A 26,808-nucleotide genomic window follows, 5' to 3' on the forward strand; every position below is an offset into this window, starting at 1 on the left:
CCCGCAGGCGCAAGCGCCGAGGAGGCTCATCGCACGCCCCACGGAAAGCGAGTATCCTGAAACGGAAAGCAAGCCCCTATTTGTAAGGAATAATGTTTGCAAAAAAACACTCAAAAGGACTATTCAATCACCCTTTTCTAATTGCTCTAAACCAAGTTATGGAAATACATGAAAAGGAATTAATAACTGCGAAGTTTGAGTTATTAATTTAACTTTTTTCATATAAAAGATACCGAAGTAATCATAAAATAGATTAATCCATAAACCATTAATACAAGATATGTGCAAAAAAACAATAGAAAATTGACTCTCCAAAAACCACGGAAAACTTTTTTATAGTTTATCTCTTGTTTTATTTTCCAATGTAAGATAACAAGGATGATGCCAATTAGTAAAATAGTGATCATTATGTAAGATAAATAAGACTTCCCCCAGAGGGCTTCCATTAAAAAATGAACGGAAATTATAAAAAAGAACGTACTAACGTCTAATGCAAGATGAACAGAAAACCGATGCTTTTTTGTCCATTGTTTGCACACAATGAATACAAAAAAATAACATACAATTGGAAACATGATAAAAAAGCTTAAAATAGATGTTGCAAAGGAAATCATGCTCCTCTCCCCTCCTGTTCCTTCTCCTTTCCTTTTATCATAAAATAATACGTTTTTGTTAATAATGCATTTATATGATGGTTTTTCGCTTCCTCCAATAAATATCCTAAAATACTATCAACCTCTGTTGGCCTTTTTTCCTCTAAATCTTTTAACATAGATGATTTATTGTTTGATGTTTGTTTGATGACTTCCAACACATAAGAAAAATACAACTCATTCTCCCGGCTGTTTAACTGCAGGATTTCTGCTATTTCTTCCATAAAATCCTTCATTAAACGAAAATAAAACGGATTTTCTGCTAGTTCCCCATTTTTAATTTGCAGGATGCTAGTTAGGGTATTAACAATACTATTAACGACTAGCTTTTTTTTCATCATGAACAAATAGTCTCGCTCTTTTTTTATCATAAAAGCAGCATCGGACTTTTGCACTAATTCTGTTACAATAGGTTCTAATTGGGAATGCAACGGAGATAGCTTAATGGCACCTACACCTAAATGCTGCACAGTATTTTCATTTATTTTTACCGCTCCATGCTCTATTATCCCTACCATAAAATGATTAGTAGATAGCGTTTGCAATACGTTTAAGTGACTCATCCCATTTTGCAAGAATAACATCCCATTTAACTGCTTAAGATTTTGTTTCACTTTTTCATAAATGGATTCTAGTTGGTATTGTTTAACTGTCACAATCGTTAAATCTTCAGTCCCTGTCCAATTTGAAAACAGTTCAGCATGCACACGAATATTTTCAGTAACCTTGTCTCGTTTATACGAAATTCCTTTTTGTTTTAATAGTTGCAGTTGATTCTCTGATCGTACATATACGGTTACATCATGGGCTTTTGTCAAAAAATAAGCACATAATAACCCTATTGCCCCACCACCAATAATTCCAATCTTCATAAGTGCTCCTCTTATTATAAATTTTTTCCTTATATATGATAGTAATATCTTATCATTAATTGTCGAAATTGTTTATCATTAATATTCAAAAGGGCTACTTCCTACATAAAGGAAATAGTACACTAGCCTTTTATCAACAATTCATAAAAACAGACCCTATTTATCCTTAATGGGAAAAACTTCATTTTTGTCTATAAAAATGAAGCCAAACTAACTTATTGGTGGGATTTTTCATGCGAATAAGTAAATATCGAGGAGATAAACGCGGAGATCACAATATAGCACCTTTTCTTTACAAGTATATTGCTTTCAAAGCATGCAGAGAAGGAATCCGAAGAACAACCAACCTTTAGAGCGATTTCGTGATTCCTTCGTTTAATACAAAAAAAACAATTTCTAAACCTTTTGCTCTTTATCCTCATCCTTTAACACAACCATTTTTCTCGCTTTTTCCATTAGTTCCACTAATGCTTTATACGCTTCCTCTATCCCTTTTAATTCGTTTTGCAGCTTTGTATTTTCTGCTGTTAATTTGATTACTTTTTCTTCTAATGCTATCGTTTTTTCTTTTGTTTCACTTTGATCGCCATTATGTTCTTCCCATTTCATTGCTTTCGTATATACTTCCTTTAAATATAAAAGGACTTCTTCAAAATTATTTGTTCCTTCTCTTTGTTGTACAGATATAGACGCCGTTAATTCTGTTTCAACTGCTTCTGCTAGAACACTTGTTTTTTTCAGTTGTTTTCGTTGTTTTTTTGCCAATTCAATTCCTGATTTATACTGTTTTCTAACAAAAGAATTCCAGCGAAATCCACATGCAGCACTCGTTCTAGATAGTAATTTCCCCACCTCTTCAAAAGCTTGAAGCTGGGTTCCGCCTTCTCTAATTAAGCGTAATACTACTTCTGCTAGCAGGATATCTTCATCTTTTGACCAGGCATCTTGTCTAGTTGTTGTCATCAGCAATTACCTCCTAGTGTTTTTTATTCATACATATGCATCTACTAGAAAAGATAGACTGATATCATGCCGGATTCTTGAAAAAAAAACATATTAACTATATGTAAAAAAAACTAGCTTTTATTTATATACACTTATTTTATCAGATAGGAAAGTTCTTCCTCTGAAATGACTTGTATACCGTTTTGTCGTAGTAAAGCAGTCGTAACACCCATTCCTTTTATTTTTCTTCCTTTAAAATCACCATTGTAAATAAAAGCACTTCCACATGATGGGCTATTTTCTTTTAAAACGACGATGGAAGCCCCGAGTTCTTTGACTATTTTCAGCGTTTTATACGCTCCATCTATATAAGTTTCTGTTACATCTGCCCCACTTAACTCAAGTACTTTCGCTTTTCCCGCTAACACGTCCGCTCCATCTCCCCCTACTATTTCAGCAGGTTCTCTTGGAGTATTAAACCCTCCAAGCAATTCAGGACAAACTGCTATCGCCTTTTTTTCATTAATTAGCTGCTGTACTTTATGATGCAAGCTATGTGTGCCATTATACCGAACCATTAAACCTGCTAAACAAGAACTGACGACAATCACGTAATCTCCCCCTTTTTTAAACGAAAAAAAGCACAGGAGCAAAAGTCCATGTGCTTTTCATCGAAAAGATAATTAGTTGCTAACAACTTCTTTACCTTTGTATGTTCCGCAAGCGCTGCAAACGCGGTGAGCAAGTTTCATTTCACCACAGTTAGGGCATTCTACCATACCAGGCACTTGTAATTTAAAATGTGTACGACGTTTTCTTTTCGCAGTTTTAGATGTTCTTCTAAAAGGTACAGCCATTCTTCCCACCTCCTTAAAGAGTATTAAGAAAGTAATGAGAGCAGAAAATTCTATTCTCAAATGTTTCTTTTGTCTGCCGACGATTAATCGGGCATTCGTTTACTTGTTTTCAAAAAACTTAGCAAGCCCAGCAAGACGAGGATCAACTTTGTCCCGTTTCTCTTGCTCTTGGATAACTTCCCAATCTTTACCCGATTGAGGAGCACCCTCTTCTTTGCTATCTTCACAGAAAACTTGCATAGGCACTTCAAGTAAAAGAATTTCTTGAATGACTGGCATTAAGTCAATCACATCTCCATTTACTTGATGAACTTCCTCTTCATCTGTTTCGTAATCGGAAACCTTCAAGAGAAAAGTTTCTGTTGTTTCAACATTAATTGGATAATCCACGTCTACTAAAGTACGAGAGCAAGGCAATACGAGAGACCCTTCAATTTTCAAATGAAAAGTCACCTTTGTTGAATCAATATCTGTTCGACCAATAATATGCATCGGTGATACATGTCTGATAGTCGGATCAACTGTTTTGATCTCATCTACATTTATTGTTTCATCAATCGGCAATTCCTTACTTCGATATTTTTGTAACTGGCTTAACGTCCATTTCATATATATCACCCCAAGGCAACAAAGGTAATTATAGCTTTCATATAATTATTTGTCAATATTTTTTCTTTACAGTGTTTAGGAAGTATCTAAAAAGGATTTCTTATCTATTTTACTCTAATACATAAGAATTGCAACCACTGTGCTTTGTACTTGCATTTAGCAGGGAAAAGCCCAATGGTCAAAGTCACTCTATCTTCTTCTAGCTTCTTATTCGTACTTATTGTATTCTTTTTTAAGTAGGATTTAGTTCTATTATTTATTTTAATTCCGTTCCTAATACGAACATTTTTTTAGGACAACAGAAAAGGAGAATTTACATGAAGGCTGTTGGCGTTATCGTTGAATACAACCCTTTTCATAATGGTCATTACTATCATATCCAAAAAGCAAAAGAACAAACAGAAGCAGACATTGTCATTGCCATTATGAGTGGTCCATTTTTGCAAAGAGGAGAACCTGCGATTGTATCAAAATGGCATCGAGCAGATATGGCATTAATAAATGGCGTCGACATCGTGCTTGAACTTCCTTATGTTTTTGCTACACAACATGCAGAATTATTTGCAAAAGGAGCTGTATCCTTATTGCATAGTATAAAATGTGATTATTTATGCTTTGGCAGTGAAGCAGGGAATATACAAGCATTTATTAATACATATTCATTAATCCATGAAAAAAAAGCAGAGTATAACGAACTTCTTTTAACATATCTAAAAAAAGGAAACAGCTACCCAAAAGCTGCTTCTCTTTCTTTTCAATCGCTAGTAAAAAAAGACAAGAACGAATACTTAGATTTAACACAACCGAATAATATATTAGGTTATCAATATGTGAAAGCTGTGCTCTCTAAGTCTATTCCTATGCAGTTACATACAATCGCTCGTACTCAAGCTAGTTATCATGATCAGCACTTTCGTTCCGACCATATTGCAAGTGCGACAAGTATTCGCAACGAACTACTCCATAACAATCGTAATTTGGATAATATTCTTCCTTTTGTACCAGCAGAAACTGCCAACTTGTTAACAGACTATCAATTGGAATTTGGCAGCTTTCATCATTGGGAAAATTATTGGAGCCATTTAAAGTATCGTTTATTGTCCATTTCCAAAGAAGATTTATCAGAAATATATGAAGTCGAGGAAGGCTTAGAAAATAGGCTGCTAACTTCTGTCAAAAAAGCGGAATCGTTTAATCAGTTTTTGACAGCTGTAAAAACAAAACGATATACGTGGACAAGACTTCAACGAGTTTGTTTGCATATTTTAACGAATACAAAAAAAAGCGACATGCCAAAAGATCCTGAACCTACTTATCTTCGCTTATTAGGAAGTTCAAAGGCTGGCAGATCTTATTTAAACGAAAAGAAAAAAGAATTGCTTTTACCCCTTGTCAGCAAGCTGTCTGCTTTTCACAACAAGCAGATTGCATTGGATACAAAAGCATCCTCTATTTATTCCCTTGGCGTGCCATTGTCGTATCAGCAAAAGTTAGATCAACTAGAATATAGTCAACCACCTATCATAAAGTGAATCGAATCTTTCATTAGATAGGCTCTTTCCCCATTGATGGTTCCACCTAAAAACTTTGTTTAGGTGGATTTTTTTTATTGTTTTTTTCCCATGTACTAATTAATTTCTTAATATCCTGCAGTTGTTTAATTGTTTCTTTTTCCCCTAATGCAATTATCTTTTCTAAATTGGTAAATGCCTTGCTATTATACATTTCTACATGCGGCCTAATCATAAAGTCACTGGCAACTTCCCTGTTGTTTACCAACTCCATTTGCATAATATCAAGGCTTCTCATAATAACGTCATAGATTGAAGTGATTTCTGTTGTTATTTTTACATTGGCAACATCTACTGCAATAATCAGATCTGCACCCATTTCCTTTACAACCGAAACCGGTATTCGATCAATAACCCCTCCATCTACAAGTAAACGTCCATCGATTTTTTCTGGAACAAATATCCCAGGAATGGAAATACTGGCACGAACAGCTTCAGCTATTGGACCATTTGTAAAAACCACTTTTTCTCCTGATAATAAATCCGCAGCCACTATAGCCACTGGTATGTCTAATTCTTCGATATTTTTTCCAAACGTAAATAAGCGAATTAGTTCTTTTACTTTATTCCCAGCAATAAACCCCATTCTAGGAACAGTAAAATCTAAAAAATATTTTCGTTTAAAAAACTTCGATAAATCATATAGCCGTTCTACATCTAATCCAGCGCCGTAAAGACTAGCAACTATTGCCCCTATACTGCTTCCAGCGATAAAATCAATCGGAATATTTTCTTCTCTTAACACCTTTATTACACCAATATGGGCAAATCCTCTTGCTCCACCTGAACCTAATGCCAATCCAATCCTTGGAGGCTGCATTACGTTAACCCTCCATTCCCTTTATTTATGGCTCTGTTAAAATTGCCTGTTTATTTCCGGTTCGGGAGCCTCCTCGGCGCTGTGCGGAGGTCACTGAAAAAGTGGATGCTATGAAATATAGATAGGGAAAATCAAGTATTTAGAGGTTTTCGTTCGGTTTTCCGAGGCTTACCACACGCTTTCCGCGGGGCGAGCGCCGAGCCTCCTCGTCGCTTTGCTCCTGTGGGGTCTCGTCTTTCTCGCTAATCCCGCAGGAGTCGTGCGGACGCCTCTCCTAACCAACATGATGGTCGTTTTCAAACTCCCTATACCATTTTTATCCTACTAAATATAAGGGTTTTACCTATAATTTATATAATAAAACACTTCTTCAGTGGCTTCGCTGTGCGCCTGTGGGGTCTCCCTTTGACTCGCTTTTCCCGCAGGAGTCTCACGCCTACCGCTCCAATCAACAAAGTATCAAAATTAACAATTAGCTTTAACACAGCCTTATTTATAGAAGTTGTTTGAACACTCACTCATATAATCTTATGGTCTTTTTTTTCATGTTATGAGTATATTGAATGATAAGGGGCTAATGTAGGACGAGATAGTCGATCCCATAATGTCTGATTTGTAGGAGTTTATTTTATATTTACTTTTCTTTTAACTAATCATACTTTTTCCATCTAAAAGGAGGGGTCATTTTTTGAATGGTTCGAAGGTAAAAACCGTTATATTAGCATTATCCGCATCTCTCCTAGCTTTAGCATTAATCTCCTTTCCTGCTGTTGCTGTAGATGCATCCAAAAACGGTCTCAATACTTGGTGGACGATTGTCTTTCCATCCTTGCTTCCTTTTTTAATCTTATCCGAAGTATTAATTGGCTTTGGAGTTGTACGTTTTATAGGGGTTTTATTAGAACCTGTTATGCGTCCGCTTTTTAGAGTTCCTGGTGTAGGCGGCTTTGTGTGGGCAATGGGAATGGTATCTGGTTTTCCAACAGGAGCAAAATTAACCGCTCGTCTTCGCGAAGAAAAGCAATTAACTAAAATTGAAGCGGAAAGACTTGTATCTTTTTCTAATGCTTCTAACCCTATGTTTATTATTGGAGCTGTTTCCGCTTCTTTTTTTCACAATCCAAAATTAGGACTTTTATTAGCATTTTCTCATTATTTAGGAAATTTTACGGTTGGAGTATGCATGCGATTCTACGGGAGAAACGAGCAGCAAAACAAACACGACCGAAAGATAAGGAGACCTTCTATCAGAAAAGCTTTTCAAGAGCTCCATGAAACGAGAATAAAAGATAAACGCCCTCTTGGGAAACTTCTTGGTGATGCTGTTGCCTCTTCCATTCAGTCTTTGTTAATGGTCGGAGGATTTATCATTCTTTTTTCAGTTATTAATCGGCTTCTGTTTCATTTACACATTACATCTTTTTTAGGAAAATTTATCACGATGATTTTGCATGTATTTCGTTTTTCCACTGATTTAAGCATTCCTTTAATAGCGGGTATTTTCGAAATCACACTTGGCAGCAAGTTAACAAGTGATGTAGAAACAGCAGCATTTATGCATCAAGCCATCTTAACCAGCTTTATTTTAGGGTTTAGCGGTTTTAGTGTACAAGCACAAGTCGCAAGCATATTAGCTCAAACAGATATTCGTTTTCAACCTTTTTTCTTTGCAAGAATTTTACAAGCAAGTTTTGCAAGTTTTTATACATTTATAAGTTGGAATTTTTTCACCACTCATTTCTTATCAAAGGAAAATCCCACGATTGCAATTCCTGGTTATATAAAAGGAACTTGGGTAGAAGAAACTTTTGCTAAAATTACAGATGCTGGTCCCATTATCACCATTTTCTGTTTAAGCATTTATGTGTTAATTCTTCTTAGTAGATTACCAAGAAGAGCTTAAGTTCTTTGACTCCACGATCTAACTAAGAAAAGGCAGATTCTAACCTAATAAAGGGGGGGAAGCGGCAATGTCATCAACTTAAGATTCCATAAAATCTTATTAGATTAAACCGTCATAAGATTGTTGTATTAAAACCAACAAATCACTTGACTTTTTAAAAACACCACAATAATCGATTGGGATACCTTTTTTGGTATATCAACGATGTGTGGTGATTTTTTATGGAAATAAGCTTCATATTTAAAAATTCACTGGCGATACAGTTTTATCTATTGAACAGGATTTTTATGCGACAATGTTTCTCGCAAACATGGCCGCACTTGTAAAACAAGAAGCCGATGAAATAATTGCCAAAAAACAGAGGGGAAAGGAGTTGAAATATGAATATACCGCCAATCAACGACTTTTAATAGGAAAGCTGAAAGATAATTTCATTCAATTAATGCTAGAAAAAAGTGTTAGAAGACGTAATAAGCTGTATAAAAAAATACTGAATGAAATTCAAAGGAATCGAGTTCCTATAAAACCAGGTAGGAGTTTTAAGCGTGTGAAAGGATTACGAGCTAATAGAAATGGATTGATTCAAAAGTCCGCTTTTTAAAGGTTTGATTCATGAAAATAGAATGCCAAGGGAGGGTGAAAAAAATTACATTTCATCCGCCCGGGCATCCTATTGCCTTTTTTATGATCCTATTTATGGGATACCCTTTATTTAAAAGAAATACCTCATTTGTTTGGAGAGGTGTCCGCTCGACTCCTACGGGATTAGCGAGACAGACGAGACCCCACAAGAGCAAAGCGACGAGGAGGCTCGGCGCTCGCCCCGTGGAAAGCGAGCGGTAAGCCTCGGAGAACAGAACGGAAACCCTTACCTCCTATTTTGTTGCTTATTTTCCTGTTTTTTGAAGCTTGGATTGATGACATTGGGGTAAGCGGGGCACCATCACTCAATTTTCCCATTAAAATTGGTGAAGCTCCGATCCCTTTTCCATAGAAAAAGAGGGTGACTAAACGAATCCAACTTTTTTAATTAATCGTCCGACTCGTTTAGTCACCTTCTCTTTATGTATTTAGTTGTCTTTGTTCAACAACGAATACTTCCTTTTTAATGCTTGCTCTACTACATTTGGCACCAATTCTGAAATATCTCCATTGTACTTGCTTACTTCTTTTACAATACTTGAACTTAAAAAAGAATATTGATTATTTGTCATAATAAAAAATGTTTCGATTTCATCACTTAACACACGGTTTACCGACGTGATCTGCATTTCATATTCAAAATCAGAAACTGCTCTTAACCCTCGAATAATTGCATTTGCATTAATACTTTTTGCATAATCTATTAATAATCCTTCATAAGAAGTAATCTTTACATTTGGAATATCTTTCGTTACTTCTTTAATTAATTCCAACCTTTCTTTTACCGAGAAAAAGGGCTTTTTACTTGAGTTATTCAAAACACAAATAAATACTTGATCAAAAACCTTTGCCCCTCTTTTTATAATATCGATATGACCATTTGTTATCGGGTCAAAACTCCCGGGACATACTGCAATACTTGCCATAAACTTATTCCTCCAAACCCATTGACAATGTGTAGATTGAAATTGCAATTATTCCATATTTTTCATCCTTTTTTTTACAAAGCCGACCAATTGACTCAGGTAAAATAACCTCAGAACCATGCTCACATACAATCGTACCATCTTTTTCTAATAAATTTTCTTTGTCGATCGTCGTAAGTAAACGTTCTAATTGCTGTTGTTTATACGGGGGGTCTAAAAATATATAGTCAAAGCAGCGTTCTCTTTTTATTAATGCTTTAATCGCACGGTCCGCATCATTACGATACACTTCTGCTTTTTCTTCTAATTTACATGTTGCAAGATTGCTTTTTATAGTGGAAATTGCCTTACCCTCTCTATCAACAAATACAACATTTGATAATCCCCGGCTTAACCCTTCAATTCCAAGTCCTCCGCTCCCTGCAAATAAGTCTAAACCAGATCCGCCATCAAAGTATGGACCAATCATATTAAAAATGGCTTCTTTTACTTTATCCGTTGTTGGTCTTGTAGAATTTCCAGGCACTGCTTTTAAAGAAATCCCTTTATTTATACCAGAAACTACTCTCATCTTTTTATCACCACTAAATTCTTAATTAACTAGCCTTTTTCCTTTCCTATCCTACCATAAACAAAAAAAGGAGCCAACTTTCTTTCCCCTTTGTTAAAGAGATGTTCAAAAATTCCGGGAAAAATAGCTGTCGAATTTCTTCGTCATTTTGTTTATCCGCTCCTCTATCATTTCTTTGCAAAGGAAATAAAAATATCTATTTTAATGTATAAGCGAAATAAAAGCTGGAGATACTTTTATTAACAACATCTATTCGAGGATGTTGTTGCCAACCGCGGAGAAGACTTACGTTTCCCCATAAGTTCTTCCTCCGGTTTCTCCTCTCCCTTTACCTTCTTTCCTATAGAGGATATAGAAGGACCCTGTAAGCAAATGCTTGCAGGTTTTTTTTGTTATAAAAAAAAGCCGGATTAGCTCCAGCATTATATTCCCATCTTATAATCATATTCCTTTGCTTTATCCGGCTTTGAATTTTCAAACTCCAATTTCAGGAAAGGCTTATAGGACGGTTCTACTTTTTTGACGTAAGAATATGTACTTAGTTTTTCCATAACCTGATCTACATCCTCTTGATTTGTATACAACACGACGTATTTTAATCTTTTCGATATATAATGTACATTGCCAAATCTTCTTAACATTTTCGTTTGCTTTAAGGAATACATCCAAACGATAATACCTTGCCGTTGCCCTAACATGCTCTAACCCCTTTTTTAATCCATTATTTTTGATTCTAGCATAAAAAAACTTTTCTTATCGAACATAAAATATATCAGGCAGTCTTCTACATGCTTCGTGTTCCTTTTGTTTTTTACTTAGGCTCTTTTCGTATAGATTGTTGTTATTTAACCCGCATCCTGAATACACTTCGCTTTCCGCGGACGAGTGCCGAGCCTCCTCGTCGCTATGCTGAGGCCACTGAAAAAGTGAATGCTATAAAATATAGGTAGCGACAATCCAAGCAACGCAGAGGTGTTCGGTTTTCCGAGGCTTACCACACGCTTTCCGCGGGGCGAGCGCCGAGCCGCTTCGTCGCTACGCTCCTGCAGGGTCTCGCCTGTCTCGCTAATCCCGCAGGAGTCGTGCGGACGCCTCTCCTAACCAAAATGATGGTCGTTTTCAAACTCTCTATACCATTTTCACCCTAATAAATTTAAGTATTCCACCTATAATTTATCTAATAAAACACTTTTTCAGTGCCGTCGCTATGCTCCTGTGGGGTCTCGTCTTTCTCGCTTTTCTAAGCAGGAGTCTACGTGTATTCAGGCTGCTCAGTGCTTCAACTATGTTTATTATTTTATTCAAAAAACAACAAACTTTTAGAAAACAGCCTTTACTTATCACTATGGCAGCTTATTCTTAAAAATGCGGTTTTTGATTAGGATATAAACATTTTCACATAATAAAATTCAGTAGTGCCAACAAAATAAATGTTAGGATTACAGAACCAAAAATAAAATAACCTATATATTTAATCCCTCTAGGCAAAGATTTTACATTTATACTTTTTGGTTTAACTCCACCTTCCAAATAATTAAATTGTTCGATATCTGAAGGAATGAATACTTTATTTTCATTGGTGTTATTAAATTCCTCACTATATTGTGTTTCATGCACTTTTTTCAAAATACACACCAACTTTCATTTGTTTAAAACAATATCATCCTATTTCATAGCTTTTTTATATTCTTGATTCCATTCTTTTCGATTATTTTCCCAACCTATAAGGAAAATGTCAAATTGTTTATTAAATTTTTCTTGCAAAGAGAAAGTAATTAATTCTAAAATAACCATTATGTATAATTGGAAAAGTTGAATCTTCCATCAAAAGAAGCTACTCCCTTTAAGAGTGAGATAAAAAAAGGCGACGACAGCCAATTAATATGCTTTCGCCACCATCTTTTATTTTAGGCAGAACAACTGCAGCCGCCGCCGCTTCCACATCCACCAGAACTACATCCGGAAAGCTCGTCAAAAAATGGATTTCCTGTTGGAACTTTAATAAATTCCGAAACAGAGCGCCCAATAATGACACTTACTTCATCCAGCAGCTTTTGCAAATTATTTTCTGCTATTTTAAATGCAGCAACATGTGTATCTAAGTCCATGTCTCGTTTTAGTTGTCTAATTTCTATCATCACTTTTTTATATTCAGGATGGTATTTCCCAAAACGCTGGACTTCCTCATATTGCCCTTTCATTTTATTAAAAGCAAATATTTTTTGCTGTGTCTCTTTGTTTGTATTTAAATTGGACAAACAAATACGATATTGTTCTGCAACATCTGATTCTAATATCATGTCAGCAATCGCTTCTGCCTCTTCTACCATCAGCATTATTTCAGTTGTAGCAAGCACGTATTCGTCACCTCCACCTTCATTTTACTTGAAAAGGCTTGGAAAGAAAAGGCTTGTATTTCGAATCTTTATGAAATAACCACTGTAAATTCTTGTCCTAAATGATATGATTCATTTGCTTCATTAACAAGCTCAAGTGAAATTTTATGTTTTCCTGCTTTTAAATTACGCACCACAAATGCTGCTGTATTGTATTCAGCTACTAATAAATCATCCACTTTCAAAACAATTTTCGCCTGGTTTTTTCCACTGTTTTCACGAAAGGATACAGAACTAACTTTACAATCGATATAAACTGCGTTTCCTTTTACAAAATGTTGAACAGAAATTCCTTTATATGAGGAAGCTGGGGATGCTTGTACATGCTGCAATCGCATCAACTGCTGAATCATCCCCTCTTTTTTTGGTTTTACTTCCGGATCTGGAACATCATCCCGACATGCAGATAAAAGAAGCATAACAGGAATACAATAAAACAGTAATTTTTTCAATAAAAACACTCCTGAACATTTTTTCTTAGTATTCGCTGTTGTGCTTCTTTTTACGCAATAATGAACGATTTATTTAGAGGATGTTCAAAAAAGCACCAAATGATAAGCATCGAATCTCTTCGTTGGCTTGCTTCTAATTTATTACCTTTTTGAACACTAATTTTTATCGATTTTGCTTTTGAAACATTTTTAAGAGGACGAATTCATTGCTTGAAACATGCTTATCATCATGGATGCCATCTGTACTCCATTTGAAAACTTCTCTACATGGTGAGGAATTGTTTTTTTATAATATTGTAAGGAAGCAACTTCAAATGATTGCCATTCATTTGGATTCCTATTTAATTCACGATACCATTGGGGCTGTTCTCGAATAAATTGTTGCAATTCTTGATTTTGGGAAATATATTCTTTTATAGAGCGCCTCATAGTAAAACTCCTTCCTTAATCTTTACGAAATGAAAAAGGTCCTGTTGGTTGTTTCTGCCCGCTGTTTTTGGTTGCATTTGTACTTGCAGCACTACCAGGAGCTAATTGAGAAATCACTCCTTGAATAGTTCCTAGTGCTTGACTTAAATTAGCTATATATCCTTGTAGCTGGTTTTGATCCATGTTTTTTAGTGAATTCATAACAGATGACATCGACATCGTTTTATTCGAGTTATCTGCATCCGTAGGTTGATCTGTTGAAGTTTTGCTATCACGAAAATTATCCCACCGAGCATCTTCTTCTCCTAATAAGTACCAGTCTTCATATAATTCCTGCCAAGTGGCTTTTCCGCTTCTTACTTCTTGAATAATTTTCGGATTGCCTTTCACAAAAGTTTTAAACGCTTCTACAGATGGATGAATTTTTTTCTTTTCCATTTATGTTCACCTCTATTTGTTACAGCTGCCTATACTACTATATGACACTATAGTTAAAAATGTGTATTGTGTATTCTATTCATATCCTCTGCCATTTTATACACAGCAGCTCATATGGAAACTCGTCCATCTCAATCATTATAAAAGGCTCTTTTCGTATAGATTGTTGTTATTTTACCCCGCAGCCTGAAAACACTTCGCTTTCCGCGGACGAGCGCCGAGCCGCATCAATGCTATGCTCCTGTGGGGTCTCGTCTTTCTCGCTTTTTCCGCAGGAGTCTACGTGTATTCAGGCTGTTCAGTGCTTTAGCCATATTTATTATTTTATTCAAAAACAACAAACTTTTAGAAAACAGCCTTATAAAAAGAAATAAGAACAGATTCTAACCTAAATAAAGGCGACACTCCGACCTCTTTTCCATAAAAAAACTGCCCTAAATATTTAACCCTTATTCCTTGTTTTCAAGAACTATTGCATTCTCTCAAACAATCGATTAGGTGTAAACTTAAGACAGCTTTTCTACCATTTCTCTATAAAATTTTGCGTGTAATATTTTTTATATACTCCTACTCCCAAATGTGTAAAATCTTTATTCAACAAACAGTCCCGATGACCTTTGCTGTTCAACCAACCTTCTATTACCGCACCTGCATCTGTATAGCCTGCTGCAATGTTTTCACCAGCAACCTGATAAAACACATCGCCTTTTTTTAACCTTGCTTCTAAGTCACCATATTTTTCAGAGGTATGAGAAAAAGTTTTTGTTTCAAACATATCTATACTATGCCCGAGCGCCACTTTTGCTGTTGACTTGTCCCATTGAACTTCGTTTAATTTAAATCGTTTACGCAGAACATTTGTCATATCTAAAATTTGCTGTTCGTTTCCTTTTTCAACCGCTTCAACATCTTCTACTGCTGAAGCTGTTTCAACTAATTCCCCTCTGTACACTAGTTCATATGGCCGAAGCTGTAATAATGTTTTCGCATCCATATACCTTACACTTGATAATGTTCCTGTAAATTTATCAAAATAAAATTGTGCATAAAAATCACCTATACGAATAAGCGGACGATTGTTTATTTCGTCTTCAGATAGTTCAAAGCGATAAGAAGAGCCTTCATAATTTAAGCTAATATTTGTTTCAATCGGCGTTTTTGTATAAATATCGCCTACTTCTTGTCCAATTTTATATGGGGAAATATTAACATTTTCACCGATAGCATAGATCGTAACAACTTTTTGATCATGTACGCCAACTTGAAAATATTCGCTATCCTTTTTATTATAAATCCACCAGTCATAATCATAAGAAGAGGGATCTATCCTCGTGGGCTTTCCGTATTCTTTTTCTAGTTTTTTTACATTCTTACCGAGCAAGCTTCCTAAACCTTCTGCCGGTACCGGTAGGCTTTTATTCACACTGGCAGATTTTTCAGCAAGCGTAGTACTTTCTTTTGCGAGATTTTTTCCATCTCTTATGAGTACATCTGCATTTTCATTTTTATCTGTTATATTCAAATAAAAACCAACAGCAATTAATATAGAAATAATAACTAATATTCTAATAAAAGTTTTCAGAGGCTATCCTCCTCTCTCGTATTATCTCTACTATTATATGTTCATTATAGACTATTTAGTATAACGTTCTAGAAAATTATTTTTAGTAGTGGATAAGAGCATAATGACTTAAAAACCTAAAATAGCTTTTATGACAGATGTTGTTTCTCCCCCACGATAAATTACATATAATAATAAATAGACAGCAACACCTGTTATAGCAGTAAAAAACCAGATAATACTCGTAATTGGTCCAAGTTTGCGATGCTTTGCATACTGTTTTTTATACCCGGTTATTAACATAATAATCCCTAGCACCGCTCCAATAGTTGCCAGGTTAATATGAAATATAAGAAAAATCGTATAATATATTTTTATATCATCTGGACCGCCAAATGACGTGTTGCCGATAAATATAGTTCTGGATGCATAAATGATAAAAAAGATGACTGCAAATATCGCTGCAAACATCATGACTTTTTGATGTGCTTGTATTTTCTTTTTTAAGATTAAATTCCAACCAATTGCGACAAAAACTGCGCTTAACACGATAAAAAACGTACTGATGGTTGGTAAAATTGGCAGTGAAAATTCCATAAACATAACCTCTCAACATTTAATAATTTAATAAGTGAACTTCCTTATATAGAATAAACTTTCATCCACTTGGAATAATAATAGTGAGCTTACCATTCTCTCCCTTTATAAAGTGTTTTTTAAAAAATAGCAAGAAGAACAATGCATTTAGGCATCATTCTTCTTTTATTCTATCGTTTCTAAAAGAGCGTAACAAGGACCATTGCTGCAAACAAAATAGTCATATGTTGAATGGAGTAGACAAACATTGCTGTTGCCCACTTTATTTCATCGTTCTTTTTACTAGCAAAAATTCCTGTTATAATCCAGCCGATATTTAATAAAGTCGCGAGAATTAAAAAAGGAACTCCAAGTGATGTTAATAAAAACGGCAGCGGTATAAGCGCAACAATCCATGCATACGTATGTTTTTTTGTGACATGAAATCCTTTTACTACTGGAAGCATCGGGATTCCTGCTGCTCTATATTCTTCTACTCTTCTGATCGCTAATGCATAAAAATGCGGCGGCTGCCAAACAAACATAATCAAAAATAAACTCCATGCCATTATATCTAAGCTTGGATCAATTGCTGCCCAGCCAATTAACGGCGGAACCGCTCCTGAAAAGCTGCCAATTACAGTATTGGACACAAGTTTTCTTTTCGACCACATCGTGTATACGACAACGTAACTAAAGGCACCAACCAGCGCAATAACTGTTGCTGTAATCGTAGTTAATAATAACAGGGCTGTTCCCAACGCAATAAAACCGAAGCCTAAAATCGCCACTTTCTTTGCATTTATCTTTCCAGTTACAGTCGGTCTTGCTTTTGTCCTTTCCATTAAAGGATCAATATCACGGTCAATATAATTATTTAATGCACAAGATCCAGCAATAATTAAGGCTGACCCAATAAGCGTATAGAAAATAGTATCTATATTTAATAAGAACTTTTCTCCAGAGAAGTGAAGCGCTAGCCACAAACCGGTAAACACTGTAATTAAATTAGAATTAACAATGCCGATTTTAATTAATGCTAAAAAATCCTTCCATGCAGATGTTTCTTGCAAATTTCCCCCATTTATTTGAGCTTCTGAATAAGCCCTTGAATTCGCCATAGTTTTTTCCCTCCCTTTTCTATAAAAACATGGCATTACAAAACAAACAACGAATATTCTCCGGTAAGTCTATTCACTTGTGCCGATTTTCACAATTAACATTATAGGGATGTTAAAAAACATCCCTTCTGTAATTAAACCATATTTTTTATTATTTTTCTCCATCTTTTTTTCAAAAAGTTATCTTCATGAATCAATCATATGGAAATTTTTTGAAACACTTGGATAAATCAACACATGCATAATACTTTCTTACAAAATTTTCAAAAAGACACTCTTATTTAAGAGTTACGTTTTAATATATTTTTACGAATCATCTCTACGATCATCAACAAAAACGGAAGAACTACCGCAAATATAGGAAATATATATTTTAACACAAATTCACCTTGCATAAAGTGATGTTCAATATCTTCCGCCATGAATATAGAGGTTACACAAATGATGACGCCGAGCGGAATGACAAGTTTGTTTTTTGATACGTTGAATAAATCTGCACAACCAATTAAAGCAGCATAGAAAAAAACGGCAACTTTAAAGAAATCATTTATGATTAAACTAACTTCTACAAAAGCATCTAACCGTTGGATAAACCCTCCAACTTGAATCTGCTGCATCATCGATAAAAAAGGAAATATTAACTGTTTTAGTTTGATTAACCCAAGAACAGATATTTCAAGAAAGACGACAGCAGATAAAATAACACCACTACAAATAATAGCCGTTATTCCAATTTTAAAACCTGCTTTTCGATTATTTAAATACGGAAGAATCATCGTAAAACCAATTATTTCTCCAAAAGGAAACATCACTGTTTGCTTATAAACAGAAGAAAATATCGGTTTCCACCCATTTTCTAATATAGGTAATACATGATCAACATCCACTACATTAGAGAGCATCAAAAATAAGGGTGCTAAAGTTCCTGTAAACAAAAAGAATAGGAAATACAATTCTCCAGTTCGAGCCAACACTTCAATTCCCCTGTATAAAGCATAACTAATCACCATCATTAGGATAATGCTAAGAACAGAAATAGGGGTTTCATCATATGAAAGTGCTAATAACTCTACACCATCTCGCAAGTCTCTCGCAGCTCCATATAAAAAAAAGAGAATGTATAATATTGCTATTAGTAATCCGATGTACTTTCCAAAAATAATTCTAACATATCCAGTTAAGAGCAATTGCGGAAAATGACTATAAAGATAAGCATACATACAGAATATCAAGATTCCCCCAACCATGCCAGTTAGTATTGCAATCCAAGCATCTTGTTTTGCATCTAATCCTAAAGGAACCATGATCGCCGTACCTAATTCAAACAAAATGATGAGACAAAATAATTGAAAAGAAGTTATTTTTGCGGATTCCATCATCTCACCTCATTTTCCAAATTTAAATAAGTGATTTTAGGCAGAACAGCTAGCAATAAATTTTATTCTTCCAACTTATCCCTTTATTTTCCGAACAGCCGCTACTCCCAACAATAACAGCGGAACAAAAAATCCGAGCGTTATCGCATGAGGTGTCCATATTTTGAAAACAACGGTAAGGTCATACACAATATCTGGACTGATTACAAGAGAAAGGACAATAAGAATCATCCCTAAAGGGAAGACAAGTATCCGATAATCGTTCAGTTTTAAAGTTTGAGCCAAACTTAAAGTAGACGCATAAAAGCAAACAGTCAGTTTAAAAAATATCGCAATAAACCACATACCAGCCATAATTGCTTCTATCCTTTGCAAAAAATCACCTACATTTATTTTTTTTGCCAAAACATAGCTTGGATATAAATTTCTCGTCGTTAGATCTGCTCCTATCACAAGAATAGCCAGAGCAGTTAATACGATTAGAACCGCTCCCCCAAGCCAAGTTCCTCTTCGAAAAGCCTGCCCAGCTTCTTTTGAGCGATTGACATAGGGGAAAATCATTAAAAAAACAACCAACTCAAGAAAAGGAAAACCAGTAAGAAAAAGGATAGCTCTTAAAATCGGCTTCATTCCATCTTCAAGAACTGGTTGAATATTTTGCAGCTTTATCTGAGGAGAAGTAAAGCAGACAAGAAAAATAAAAAGGACTATAAACCATGGGAATAAAAGTTCTGCTGCACGTGCAAAAGGCTCAATTCCCATGCGCGTTCCCATCATCACAACAATAAGAAAGATTATATGAATAGATTGAATCGGCGTTTCCGGCATGATTTGTGTCGTCATAAAATCTCCTATATTGCGTAGAACTAACGCAGCAAGAAGAAACGGAAAAGTAAAGAACAGTAGAGCAATGACTTTTCCTATCCATTTTCCAAGTATTTTTTCGCTATACTCAACTAACGTCATATCAGAATATCTATTTCCTAGTGTTTGATACAACCACGTTAATAACACCCCTACTACCACTCCAAAAATAGCTGCAAGCCAAGCATCTTGTTTTGATTCAGAAGCAACCATAGATGGGGCCAATAAAAGGGAGCTTCCAGTTGTAAACATAAATACTAATACTGTAAATTGTTTACTTTCAATCTTCCCTTTTTCTAGCATTCTTTTCTCCTTCTTTCTACTTCAATAAACCGAATAGAAAATCACTAAAGGGCTTATACACAGCACCAATCCAGTTTAAAGGGTTCGGAATATTCATCTGCAAACCCTCCGCAATGCTTAAACCAGTTCCAAAAAGGAGAAGTATTGAAAATACCCAAATTTCCTTTGTTAACCCTTTTCTCAAAAGCGGCGGAACTTCGATAAGTGCAATTACGATAGATACTAGAAGAATTCCTATCGTTACTAGCATATGAATTAACTCCTTTCCTTCCTCTAAGAAGGATTGTCTTACTGTCCATACATGCCTATTTCAAAGGTAAACGGATTTTTCGAACTGCAGCTACACCCAACAAAAGCAGTGGAAGAACAAGACCATACGTTAAAGCATAAGATGTCCATATCCGAGAACTAAAAAAATAAAAATATACAATATTTTGGAATGATAAAAGTGTGAAAACAATTAAAATAATTCCAAAAGGAAAAACTAGCACTCGATAATCCTTCAGTTCTAATATTTGTGCAATCCCTAAAATAAATGCATAAAAACAGATTAGTAACTTAAAGAAAATTGAAATAAACCAAATGCCAGCCAATATGATTTCAATACGTGTTACAAAGTTGGCAAGATTAATTTTTTTAGCTAAAGAAAAAGTAGAGTAAATATTTCTAGAAGTTTGCTCCGCACCCAGTACCGAAATCGATAAAAATGTAATGAGGATCGTCACAATTCCGCCAATGAGTGTTCCTAAAAAAAGTGCTTTTCCCGCTCCTTTTTTTTGATTGATAAAAGGAAATAGCATTAAAAATATGATTAGTTCTAAATAAAGAATGCCGATAAACTGATAATTTGCCTTTAATATTGTCTTGCTATTCGCCTCCAATACCGGTTGTATATTAGCTATTTCGATTTTAGGTGAAATAGCTAGACATAAAATAAAAATACCAATCATGATCCAAGGAAAAAAAAGTTCAGCAGAGCGTGTAAATGTTTCGAGTCCAAGTCTTGTTCCCATGATAATAGTAGCCATAAAGATGATGTAGATAGCTTGTATCGGAGTTTCCGGCATAATAGCAGTTGTAAGAAAGTTTCCAATTAAATTCAGCAAAAATGGACAAATCAGAAAAAAGTAGCTCATAAAAAGTAATGATACTATTTTACCTACCCATTTCCCCAACACTTTTTCGCTTATCTGAACTAAAGTAAATTCGGGAAATAGTTTACCTAATCCATTATATAAAAGGACAAATAATAGCCCTATTGCAACTCCAAATATGCTAGCGACCCAACCATCTTGTTGTGCAGTAAAGGCAAAAGAACCTGGCGCAAGTAAAATAGTCGTTCCAATATTGAATAAGATGACAAGAACCATTAGTTGACGTGATGAAATTTTACCGTTCTCTAGCATCTTTTTTCACCTATCTTCTTATTTTCATAAATCGAATAGAATATCATGAACAGCTTATACATAACAGCGATTCCATCTAAAGAGTTCAGAATATCTTTATCTAAGCAGTCCCCTTATTCTTTTTCAAAAGAGGAGTAAGATCGAAAGTGCCAAGCGTCCCTATAATTATCTCTATACGATTTTATTCCGGTATTTCTTTCTGAAAGGATTCTCCCACTGTACCTACACGTCGTATTTTTACATCTGTCTTTACATGCACTGGAAGATCCACAAATTTCTCGTCCCAATTTTTCTCAATTTTTTTCCATAGTTTAGGATTTGTACGATGAATCTCTTCACCAAAACCAAAAATATCGACTCCGTATTCTTTTTGTGCTTTGTAAATAGCCTGTTCGATGACAAGTTTTAATCTTTCCTCTGATTTTTTTTCCAAATCAGCTATCGTTTTTGTTTTCATAAGATCAATCTTACATTCGACAGATCCTACATTGGCTTCCAAGCTCGTACTCACATTAATTTGAGGACTCCCTTTTTTAACGCTTCCTTTTACATCTGTCTTTGAACGTATCACCTCGAACGTGATGTTTCCTCCCTTTGGACAGGCAATACGACCAACCGTACTTTTGACATTATCGTTAATATAATTATATCCTTTACTCTCATTTTCATTTAACCAGCCAATCAGTTTATCATTTTTCAACACTCCGATGCCTGAATATTGCAATTGAGAAGGAGTATCGATTTCTACTACATTCTCTGGATTATCACCTTGTTCCTTCTCTCCTGTCACTTTAAGTCCTGTTAACACAGGCTGTTTTCCCTTGCTTACAATGTTGGATATCAGGTCATCTAATGTGACGCTGACAGTCGGCGCCCAATTTTTTTGCGACGTTTCAAGAGATTGAAACAATTTAGTAGCTGGTATTTTTTCTAATGGTGTTAATACCTTTAATACATTTGCAGCCGTTGTTCCCCTTGCCACCACAATGAAAAAATCCGTACGATGTTCATGATCACGCGATAAGTAATCCAAAATACCACTTATTCCTTCTTTCGCTAACTCCTCTCCAATCACAACCATCCGAATATGAGAAGCATAGATTTTTCGCGAACTAACTGTTGTCATTTTTCGTCTTGCTTCAAATGGAGTCTCTGCTACAGTTTCATAAGTAGTTACTGGTGACCGATTACCGCCGCCTCCCTTTGCGGCTACTTGTCCTGGATCTACGATTTGCGAAGTCACTCGATATTGATCTCCCGCTTTATCTATTCCCATTGCTACTTCGATTGCTATCTCATTCAATTCTCGACGGTTCCAACAGCCTGTAGCTACAGTGAGAAGAACAAGCACCATTACTAGCAAACTGAATTTTCGTTTCATAAGTGAAACTCCCCCTGTTCTATTATCATTTTGGAGGCTCCGGTTTTGAAGCGGAAGGATCTTGCTCACGTTTCACGTTTTTTTGACTAATTAAACGTGGACGGGAAAATAATCGCCATATTGGCAATCGAAACATCGCATCCTTTTGGTCAACAGGAATAAACGGAGCAAACGGACTCATATAAGGAACACCAAAGGAACGAATACTGCAAAGGTGAAGAACAATCGCAATTAACCCAACAGTAATTCCAAATAAACCAAAGGAAGCCGCCAGTCCCATTAAAATAAAGCGTAATATCCTTACTGAAATAGCCATATTAAAAGAAGGAAAAACAAAACTTGATATGGCGGTTATGGCTACGACAATGACCATCGCAGCAGATACGATTCCAGCTTCTACTGCTGCTTGACCAATAACCAAAGCACCGACAATCGATACCGCTTGACCGACTGCTTTTGGCATGCGAACTCCGGCTTCACGCAAAATCTCAAAGGTTACTTCCATCATGATTGCTTCAATAAAAGCAGGAAAGGGCACCCCTTCTCGCTGTGCTGCCAAACTAATCAAAAGCTGAGTGGGGATCATTTCTTGATGAAAAGTCGTAATTGCAACGTAGAGAGACGGACCCAATAAAGCTATGAATAAAGATAAATATCGAAGGAATCGAATAATCGTTCCGAAATCAGCACGCTGATAGTAGTCTTCTGCTGACTGATAGAATTGAGCAAAAATAACAGGTACTAAAAGGACAAACGGAGTGCCATCTACGAGAATCGCTACTCTTCCCTCCAAAAGTCCAGCAGCTACAACATCCGGGCGTTCCGTATTGTATATAGTAGGAAAGGGAGTGTATGTTTCGTCTTGAATCAACTCCTCTATGTAGCCGCTTTCCAAAATGCCATCGATTTCAATTCGATCGAGCCGAGCATTCACTTCTTTTACAATTTTGTCATTAACAATCCCATTAATATACATGATTGCTACATCTGTTTTCGTGACTTTCCCTATTTTTTTGCTTTCTAGCCAAAGATTAGGATCTTTAATTTTCCGACGGATTAACGCAGTGTTCATACGAATCGATTCTGTGAAGCCTTCCCTTGGTCCGCGAATCACTGTTTGATCAGCAGGTTCTGTTACCCCGCGGTTTTGCCACTCTCTCATTCCAATTGAAAAACCTTGTCCATATCCATCTAGCAGCAAAATAACATTTCCGGATAAAAGGGAATCAAAAAGCGTTTCAAAATCGGTTACATCTTGAATTTCTCCAACCGTCAAAACAAAATCCTTCATAACATGTAAAATATCTTGTTCAGAAGAGACTTTTTGATCCAATTCCGTTTCTCGAATATCCACCATTAAAGATTCCATGATAAAATTTTGAATAGACTTTGTATCTGTTAATCCTTCCGTATAAAAAATCCCAGCTTTGATTTTCCCTTCTTTACCAATGCGAATCTCGCGGATGATAATATCCTTGCTGTTTCCAAGCATTTCTTTAATATGATTTATATTTTCTACTAAGCTCGTTTTAAGGGCTTCCTTTTTCTTTGCCTCTTTTATTTGAGGAGTTTTTATTGATGGGGAATTTTTGTTTCTTTTTTTGAAAAAATCCATTAGTTCGACCCCCTTATTATCATTGCGTAATATAACGTCTCTGTCTCGTTAGTTTAACTCCCCATCCTTATAATTATGCGTTTATCCTTTCTATTCTAAAGCAATAGAAATACCCCACCTTCATTTCTTGAAGGTGGGGTATTTCTCGAACTTCGATTGTATAAAAATGTTAATTGCTATCTGTTATGCAAAAACCTGTTTCTCGACTGTTTTGGCAATTCTGAAACGACTTTTTCTTCTTTGTTTTTATATTTTTTTTCATATTTAACAAACATAGACACATTTACTAGAATCCCCATGCTTAGTGCCAATTGCACAAGAGAGGAACCCCCATAGCTGACAAATGGCAACGGGACACCTGTTAAAGGAATAATGCGAGAAACTCCTCCAATATTAATAAACGACTGAATGCCAATCATGCTCGATATCCCAATTGCAAGCAAACTGCCAAATGAATCTTTGCAGCGCAGCCCTATGTAAATGCCTCTAAGAACGATGTAGCTTAAACATGCTATTACAAAAACAACCCCATAAATTCCTAGTTCTTCAGCGATTACCGCTATAATAAAATCAGTATGTCCATCTGTTAAGTAACCTAGTTTTTGTACCCCTTGTCCAAGACCTAACCCCTTTAAACCGCCTCCACCAATCGCAATTAACGAGTTGGCCATTTGATAGTTTGCATCTGCTTCATTTTTAAAAGGAGAATCTAAAAACACAAAAATCCGCTCCCGTTTTTCATCTGAGAATAGGTCTTTGCTGAAAATTAAAACAAAAGGAATCAATACAACGGCAGCAATCGTTGCTAATCTTAATAAATTTCGAAAATTCATACCTGAACAGACAATGACCGTTGCTCCGATAAGAAAAATGATCGCTGCTGTCCCAAAATCAGGCTGAATGGTAACAAGACCACAAACAAGTAATAAATACACAATGGGAGGTGCAACACCTTTATTAAATTCATTAATATAAGACTGCTTTTTTGCATACACTGCTGATAAATAAATAATCACCGCAAGTTTGACAAATTCCGCCGGCTGCAACTTAGAATTCCCAATCTCATACCAGCTTTGTGCATTACCGGCAACATGCCCTAAAACAAATAATCCTAATAAACCAATTAATGATAAAAAAACCATCGGAACTAACAGGCGATTACTAAGAAATGCTTTATATGGAAAAAGAGCGGCTACTATAAACACAAATCCCGCAACAACTAAATGCGATAACTGCTTTTTATAAAAATAATCACTGCTAGGTAAATCGTAACGTTGCACAGCACTAACCATGCTTGCACTGTAAACCATAATTAATCCAAAGATTGATAGCAAAACCATCACGATAATTAAGGAATAATCATATGATTTTAATATTTTTTTTAACATTAAACCGCTTCCCTTACTATTTCTACGTTGTTTTATACATTCGCTAAATTTATCCCTTTTCCTGCCAAGCAAAAAGAAAATCAAAGACCATTTTATCAAATGAAAGCATTCTAAGCTAATTATAGGCTATCTTCTTTTGTCTGTCTCTTCTAAAGCAACGGTTCTATTTTCTTGTTCGCTTTTACAAATATGTACGGTTATCCAATAAAAAAACTCAAACAATTGTTTGAGTTTTTTTATTTTCTTATAGACGCTTCATGTAATGCAGAGAGCTCTTTTTCCAACTCATCTAATATTTTTTTGCCCACGCTTACTTCTACTAACCCAAGTCGAATGGCAAAATCTATTTCTTTGGATAAGCCGAACATTTGCGTATCCAGAACTTCTTCATATAAAGGACATTGTGGCATTGTTAAATTTTCCATCTGTACTTTAATAAGCTTTAATATTTTGTCTGCATCTGCTTTTAATAATGCATTTGCTTTTTCTTTATGATTAATAATCATGTCAGAAGTCAACCTTATCCCCCCGTTTCCGAGCGATTATCCTATCTATAAAGTTTAAACTCAACCTAGAAAAAATGCAAGACTAATAAATAGAATCTAGTGAAACTTCCTTCAGTGGGGTTTTTTGACGACAGCTCAGGCCTGATTTTTCGTCATCCCCAACTGAATTATGATGCTTTCTATGGAAAGGGGCCGGAGCCAATGTCATCAAGCTAAATTTCAAAAAACAGGAAAATAAGCAACTAATTAGGAAGTAATGGTTTCCGTTCTGTTCTCCGAGGCTTACCGCTCGCTTTCCACGGGGCGAGCGCCGAGCCTCCTCGTCGCTTTGCTCCTGTGGGGTCTCGTCTTTCTCGCTAATCCCGTAGGAGTCGAGCGGACGCCTCTCCAAACAAATTAGGTATTTCTTTTACATAAAGGGTATCTAAATCCATGATATTCCATAGTTTACATTTTATAAAATCTTAAGTTGATGACATTGGGGCCAGAGCTACGCCAATTTTAATGGAACAATACGAATGATAGTACTCCATATTTTGTTTTTTATCCTTATAATGGATGAATCACATCGCCTTTATTAGGTTAGAATCTGCCTTTTCCTTGTTAGATGTTGGAGACAAGGAACGA

At 35.6% G+C, this 26,808-nt stretch carries 29 protein-coding genes; 3 read left to right on the forward strand and 26 right to left on the reverse strand.

Features of this window, described 5'->3' with window-relative positions:
- Nucleotides 1-218: 218 nt before the first annotated feature.
- The 6 genes from ACTXGU_RS17195 to ACTXGU_RS17220 form a co-directional block, all read right to left on the reverse strand.
- The gene (locus tag ACTXGU_RS17195; protein WP_443482759.1) at nt 219-614 is read right to left on the reverse strand and encodes a DUF3397 domain-containing protein; all 396 of its coding nucleotides are present in this window, start codon (nt 612-614) and stop codon (nt 219-221) included.
- On the reverse strand, nt 611-1,525 hold the full coding sequence (locus tag ACTXGU_RS17200; RefSeq protein ID WP_443482760.1) for a 2-dehydropantoate 2-reductase: 915 nt from the start codon (nt 1,523-1,525) through the stop codon (nt 611-613). The genes ACTXGU_RS17195 and ACTXGU_RS17200 overlap by 4 nt, the downstream gene beginning before the upstream one ends.
- A gap of 396 nt (nt 1,526-1,921) precedes the next feature.
- The gene (locus tag ACTXGU_RS17205; protein WP_443482761.1) at nt 1,922-2,488 is read right to left on the reverse strand and encodes an RsfA family transcriptional regulator; all 567 of its coding nucleotides are present in this window, start codon (nt 2,486-2,488) and stop codon (nt 1,922-1,924) included.
- Nucleotides 2,489-2,622: 134 nt separating this feature from the next.
- Nucleotides 2,623-3,081 carry a DUF523 domain-containing protein gene (locus tag ACTXGU_RS17210; protein WP_443482762.1) on the reverse strand — a complete coding sequence of 153 codons (459 nt, stop codon included), beginning with the start codon at nt 3,079-3,081 and terminating at the stop codon, nt 2,623-2,625.
- 72 nt (nt 3,082-3,153) lie between these two features.
- Entirely contained in the window at nt 3,154-3,327 is a 174-nt protein-coding gene (gene rpmF, locus ACTXGU_RS17215) for a 50S ribosomal protein L32 (protein WP_016200993.1), read from the reverse strand.
- A 99-nt stretch (nt 3,328-3,426) separates the two neighbouring features.
- Entirely contained in the window at nt 3,427-3,936 is a 510-nt protein-coding gene (locus ACTXGU_RS17220) for a YceD family protein (RefSeq protein ID WP_443482763.1), read from the reverse strand.
- Between the two features lie 317 nt (nt 3,937-4,253).
- Here ACTXGU_RS17220 and ACTXGU_RS17225 point away from each other — a divergent pair, with 317 nt between their 5' ends.
- The gene (locus ACTXGU_RS17225; protein WP_443482764.1) at nt 4,254-5,468 is read left to right on the forward strand and encodes a nucleotidyltransferase; all 1,215 of its coding nucleotides are present in this window, start codon (nt 4,254-4,256) and stop codon (nt 5,466-5,468) included.
- Nucleotides 5,469-5,514: 46 nt separating this feature from the next.
- Here ACTXGU_RS17225 and ACTXGU_RS17230 read toward each other — a convergent pair whose 3' ends face one another.
- A complete protein-coding gene (locus tag ACTXGU_RS17230; RefSeq protein WP_443482765.1) occupies nt 5,515-6,327 on the reverse strand; it encodes a patatin-like phospholipase family protein in 813 nt (270 codons plus the stop codon).
- A gap of 688 nt (nt 6,328-7,015) precedes the next feature.
- Here ACTXGU_RS17230 and ylbJ point away from each other — a divergent pair.
- Nucleotides 7,016-8,230: a sporulation integral membrane protein YlbJ gene (gene ylbJ / locus ACTXGU_RS17235; RefSeq protein ID WP_443482766.1), complete on the forward strand. Its 1,215-nt coding sequence runs from the start codon at nt 7,016-7,018 to the stop codon at nt 8,228-8,230.
- A 295-nt stretch (nt 8,231-8,525) separates the two neighbouring features.
- Nucleotides 8,526-8,831, forward strand: a complete 306-nt coding sequence (locus ACTXGU_RS17240) for a hypothetical protein (RefSeq protein ID WP_443482767.1) — start codon at nt 8,526-8,528, stop codon at nt 8,829-8,831.
- Between the two features lie 469 nt (nt 8,832-9,300).
- Here the strand turns inward: ACTXGU_RS17240 and coaD are convergent, their stop codons facing one another.
- The 19 genes from coaD to ACTXGU_RS17335 form a co-directional block, all read right to left on the reverse strand.
- Entirely contained in the window at nt 9,301-9,798 is a 498-nt protein-coding gene (coaD, locus tag ACTXGU_RS17245; RefSeq protein WP_443482768.1) for a pantetheine-phosphate adenylyltransferase, read from the reverse strand.
- A 4-nt stretch (nt 9,799-9,802) separates the two neighbouring features.
- Nucleotides 9,803-10,369 (reverse strand): 16S rRNA (guanine(966)-N(2))-methyltransferase RsmD, encoded by a 567-nt coding sequence (rsmD, locus tag ACTXGU_RS17250; protein ID WP_443482769.1) that lies wholly within the window; start codon nt 10,367-10,369, stop codon nt 9,803-9,805.
- A gap of 422 nt (nt 10,370-10,791) precedes the next feature.
- A complete protein-coding gene (locus ACTXGU_RS17255; protein WP_443482770.1) occupies nt 10,792-11,067 on the reverse strand; it encodes a YlbG family protein in 276 nt (91 codons plus the stop codon).
- Between the two features lie 697 nt (nt 11,068-11,764).
- Nucleotides 11,765-11,995: a hypothetical protein gene (locus ACTXGU_RS17260; protein ID WP_443482771.1), complete on the reverse strand. Its 231-nt coding sequence runs from the start codon at nt 11,993-11,995 to the stop codon at nt 11,765-11,767.
- 281 nt (nt 11,996-12,276) lie between these two features.
- Nucleotides 12,277-12,726, reverse strand: a complete 450-nt coding sequence (locus ACTXGU_RS17265; RefSeq protein ID WP_443482772.1) for a YlbF family regulator — start codon at nt 12,724-12,726, stop codon at nt 12,277-12,279.
- Nucleotides 12,727-12,794: 68 nt separating this feature from the next.
- Complete coding sequence (locus ACTXGU_RS17270) at nt 12,795-13,217, reverse strand: hypothetical protein (protein WP_443482773.1); 423 nt, start codon at nt 13,215-13,217, stop codon at nt 12,795-12,797.
- Nucleotides 13,218-13,406: 189 nt separating this feature from the next.
- Nucleotides 13,407-13,646 (reverse strand): YlbE-like family protein, encoded by a 240-nt coding sequence (locus ACTXGU_RS17275; protein WP_443482774.1) that lies wholly within the window; start codon nt 13,644-13,646, stop codon nt 13,407-13,409.
- Nucleotides 13,647-13,661: 15 nt separating this feature from the next.
- Complete coding sequence (locus ACTXGU_RS17280) at nt 13,662-14,084, reverse strand: YlbD family protein (protein WP_443482775.1); 423 nt, start codon at nt 14,082-14,084, stop codon at nt 13,662-13,664.
- 520 nt (nt 14,085-14,604) lie between these two features.
- Nucleotides 14,605-15,606, reverse strand: coding sequence for a CAP domain-containing protein (locus tag ACTXGU_RS17285; RefSeq protein ID WP_443482776.1), 1,002 nt, complete (start codon nt 15,604-15,606; stop codon nt 14,605-14,607).
- A gap of 168 nt (nt 15,607-15,774) precedes the next feature.
- The gene (locus ACTXGU_RS17290; protein WP_443482777.1) at nt 15,775-16,242 is read right to left on the reverse strand and encodes a DUF420 domain-containing protein; all 468 of its coding nucleotides are present in this window, start codon (nt 16,240-16,242) and stop codon (nt 15,775-15,777) included.
- 179 nt (nt 16,243-16,421) lie between these two features.
- The gene (gene cyoE, locus ACTXGU_RS17295; RefSeq protein ID WP_443482778.1) at nt 16,422-17,342 is read right to left on the reverse strand and encodes a heme o synthase; all 921 of its coding nucleotides are present in this window, start codon (nt 17,340-17,342) and stop codon (nt 16,422-16,424) included.
- Nucleotides 17,343-17,623: 281 nt separating this feature from the next.
- Complete coding sequence (locus tag ACTXGU_RS17300) at nt 17,624-18,718, reverse strand: GerAB/ArcD/ProY family transporter (protein ID WP_443482779.1); 1,095 nt, start codon at nt 18,716-18,718, stop codon at nt 17,624-17,626.
- A 75-nt stretch (nt 18,719-18,793) separates the two neighbouring features.
- Nucleotides 18,794-19,885 (reverse strand): GerAB/ArcD/ProY family transporter, encoded by a 1,092-nt coding sequence (locus tag ACTXGU_RS17305; RefSeq protein ID WP_443482780.1) that lies wholly within the window; start codon nt 19,883-19,885, stop codon nt 18,794-18,796.
- A 16-nt stretch (nt 19,886-19,901) separates the two neighbouring features.
- Nucleotides 19,902-20,135, reverse strand: coding sequence for a hypothetical protein (locus ACTXGU_RS17310; RefSeq protein WP_443482781.1), 234 nt, complete (start codon nt 20,133-20,135; stop codon nt 19,902-19,904).
- A 55-nt stretch (nt 20,136-20,190) separates the two neighbouring features.
- Nucleotides 20,191-21,291: a GerAB/ArcD/ProY family transporter gene (locus ACTXGU_RS17315; RefSeq protein WP_443482782.1), complete on the reverse strand. Its 1,101-nt coding sequence runs from the start codon at nt 21,289-21,291 to the stop codon at nt 20,191-20,193.
- Between the two features lie 181 nt (nt 21,292-21,472).
- Entirely contained in the window at nt 21,473-22,672 is a 1,200-nt protein-coding gene (locus ACTXGU_RS17320; protein ID WP_443482783.1) for a Ger(x)C family spore germination protein, read from the reverse strand.
- A gap of 25 nt (nt 22,673-22,697) precedes the next feature.
- Nucleotides 22,698-24,287, reverse strand: a complete 1,590-nt coding sequence (locus ACTXGU_RS17325) for a spore germination protein (RefSeq protein ID WP_443482784.1) — start codon at nt 24,285-24,287, stop codon at nt 22,698-22,700.
- 176 nt (nt 24,288-24,463) lie between these two features.
- Nucleotides 24,464-25,675: an FtsW/RodA/SpoVE family cell cycle protein gene (locus ACTXGU_RS17330; RefSeq protein WP_443482785.1), complete on the reverse strand. Its 1,212-nt coding sequence runs from the start codon at nt 25,673-25,675 to the stop codon at nt 24,464-24,466.
- A 236-nt stretch (nt 25,676-25,911) separates the two neighbouring features.
- Nucleotides 25,912-26,193: a YlaN family protein gene (locus tag ACTXGU_RS17335; protein ID WP_443482786.1), complete on the reverse strand. Its 282-nt coding sequence runs from the start codon at nt 26,191-26,193 to the stop codon at nt 25,912-25,914.
- Nucleotides 26,194-26,808 lie beyond the last annotated feature (615 nt).

Origin of the sequence: Niallia sp. 01092, from assembly GCF_052318935.1 — a bacterium.
Classification (GTDB): domain Bacteria; phylum Bacillota; class Bacilli; order Bacillales; family Cytobacillaceae; genus Niallia.

What these genes read in the sequence shown, in the direction of transcription:
- ACTXGU_RS17325 (WP_443482784.1), bottom strand. Translation starts at nt 24,287, where the DNA reads ATGGATTTTTTCAAAAAAAGAAACAAAAATTCCCCATCAATAAAAACT.
- cyoE (WP_443482778.1), bottom strand. Translation starts at nt 17,342, where the DNA reads ATGGCGAATTCAAGGGCTTATTCAGAAGCTCAAATAAATGGGGGAAAT.
- ACTXGU_RS17195 (WP_443482759.1), bottom strand. Translation starts at nt 614, where the DNA reads ATGATTTCCTTTGCAACATCTATTTTAAGCTTTTTTATCATGTTTCCA.
- rpmF (WP_016200993.1), bottom strand. Translation starts at nt 3,327, where the DNA reads ATGGCTGTACCTTTTAGAAGAACATCTAAAACTGCGAAAAGAAAACGT.
- ACTXGU_RS17225 (WP_443482764.1), top strand. Translation starts at nt 4,254, where the DNA reads ATGAAGGCTGTTGGCGTTATCGTTGAATACAACCCTTTTCATAATGGT.
- ACTXGU_RS17220 (WP_443482763.1), bottom strand. Translation starts at nt 3,936, where the DNA reads ATGAAATGGACGTTAAGCCAGTTACAAAAATATCGAAGTAAGGAATTG.
- ACTXGU_RS17310 (WP_443482781.1), bottom strand. Translation starts at nt 20,135, where the DNA reads ATGCTAGTAACGATAGGAATTCTTCTAGTATCTATCGTAATTGCACTT.
- ACTXGU_RS17300 (WP_443482779.1), bottom strand. Translation starts at nt 18,718, where the DNA reads ATGGAATCCGCAAAAATAACTTCTTTTCAATTATTTTGTCTCATCATT.
- ACTXGU_RS17305 (WP_443482780.1), bottom strand. Translation starts at nt 19,885, where the DNA reads ATGCTAGAAAAAGGGAAGATTGAAAGTAAACAATTTACAGTATTAGTA.
- ACTXGU_RS17330 (WP_443482785.1), bottom strand. Translation starts at nt 25,675, where the DNA reads ATGTTAAAAAAAATATTAAAATCATATGATTATTCCTTAATTATCGTG.
- ACTXGU_RS17255 (WP_443482770.1), bottom strand. Translation starts at nt 11,067, where the DNA reads ATGTTAGGGCAACGGCAAGGTATTATCGTTTGGATGTATTCCTTAAAG.
- ACTXGU_RS17315 (WP_443482782.1), bottom strand. Translation starts at nt 21,291, where the DNA reads ATGCTAGAGAACGGTAAAATTTCATCACGTCAACTAATGGTTCTTGTC.
- ACTXGU_RS17230 (WP_443482765.1), bottom strand. Translation starts at nt 6,327, where the DNA reads ATGCAGCCTCCAAGGATTGGATTGGCATTAGGTTCAGGTGGAGCAAGA.
- ACTXGU_RS17320 (WP_443482783.1), bottom strand. Translation starts at nt 22,672, where the DNA reads ATGAAACGAAAATTCAGTTTGCTAGTAATGGTGCTTGTTCTTCTCACT.
- ACTXGU_RS17240 (WP_443482767.1), top strand. Translation starts at nt 8,526, where the DNA reads ATGTTTCTCGCAAACATGGCCGCACTTGTAAAACAAGAAGCCGATGAA.
- ACTXGU_RS17200 (WP_443482760.1), bottom strand. Translation starts at nt 1,525, where the DNA reads ATGAAGATTGGAATTATTGGTGGTGGGGCAATAGGGTTATTATGTGCT.
- ACTXGU_RS17290 (WP_443482777.1), bottom strand. Translation starts at nt 16,242, where the DNA reads ATGGAATTTTCACTGCCAATTTTACCAACCATCAGTACGTTTTTTATC.
- rsmD (WP_443482769.1), bottom strand. Translation starts at nt 10,369, where the DNA reads ATGAGAGTAGTTTCTGGTATAAATAAAGGGATTTCTTTAAAAGCAGTG.
- coaD (WP_443482768.1), bottom strand. Translation starts at nt 9,798, where the DNA reads ATGGCAAGTATTGCAGTATGTCCCGGGAGTTTTGACCCGATAACAAAT.
- ACTXGU_RS17280 (WP_443482775.1), bottom strand. Translation starts at nt 14,084, where the DNA reads ATGGAAAAGAAAAAAATTCATCCATCTGTAGAAGCGTTTAAAACTTTT.
- ACTXGU_RS17205 (WP_443482761.1), bottom strand. Translation starts at nt 2,488, where the DNA reads ATGACAACAACTAGACAAGATGCCTGGTCAAAAGATGAAGATATCCTG.
- ACTXGU_RS17275 (WP_443482774.1), bottom strand. Translation starts at nt 13,646, where the DNA reads ATGAGGCGCTCTATAAAAGAATATATTTCCCAAAATCAAGAATTGCAA.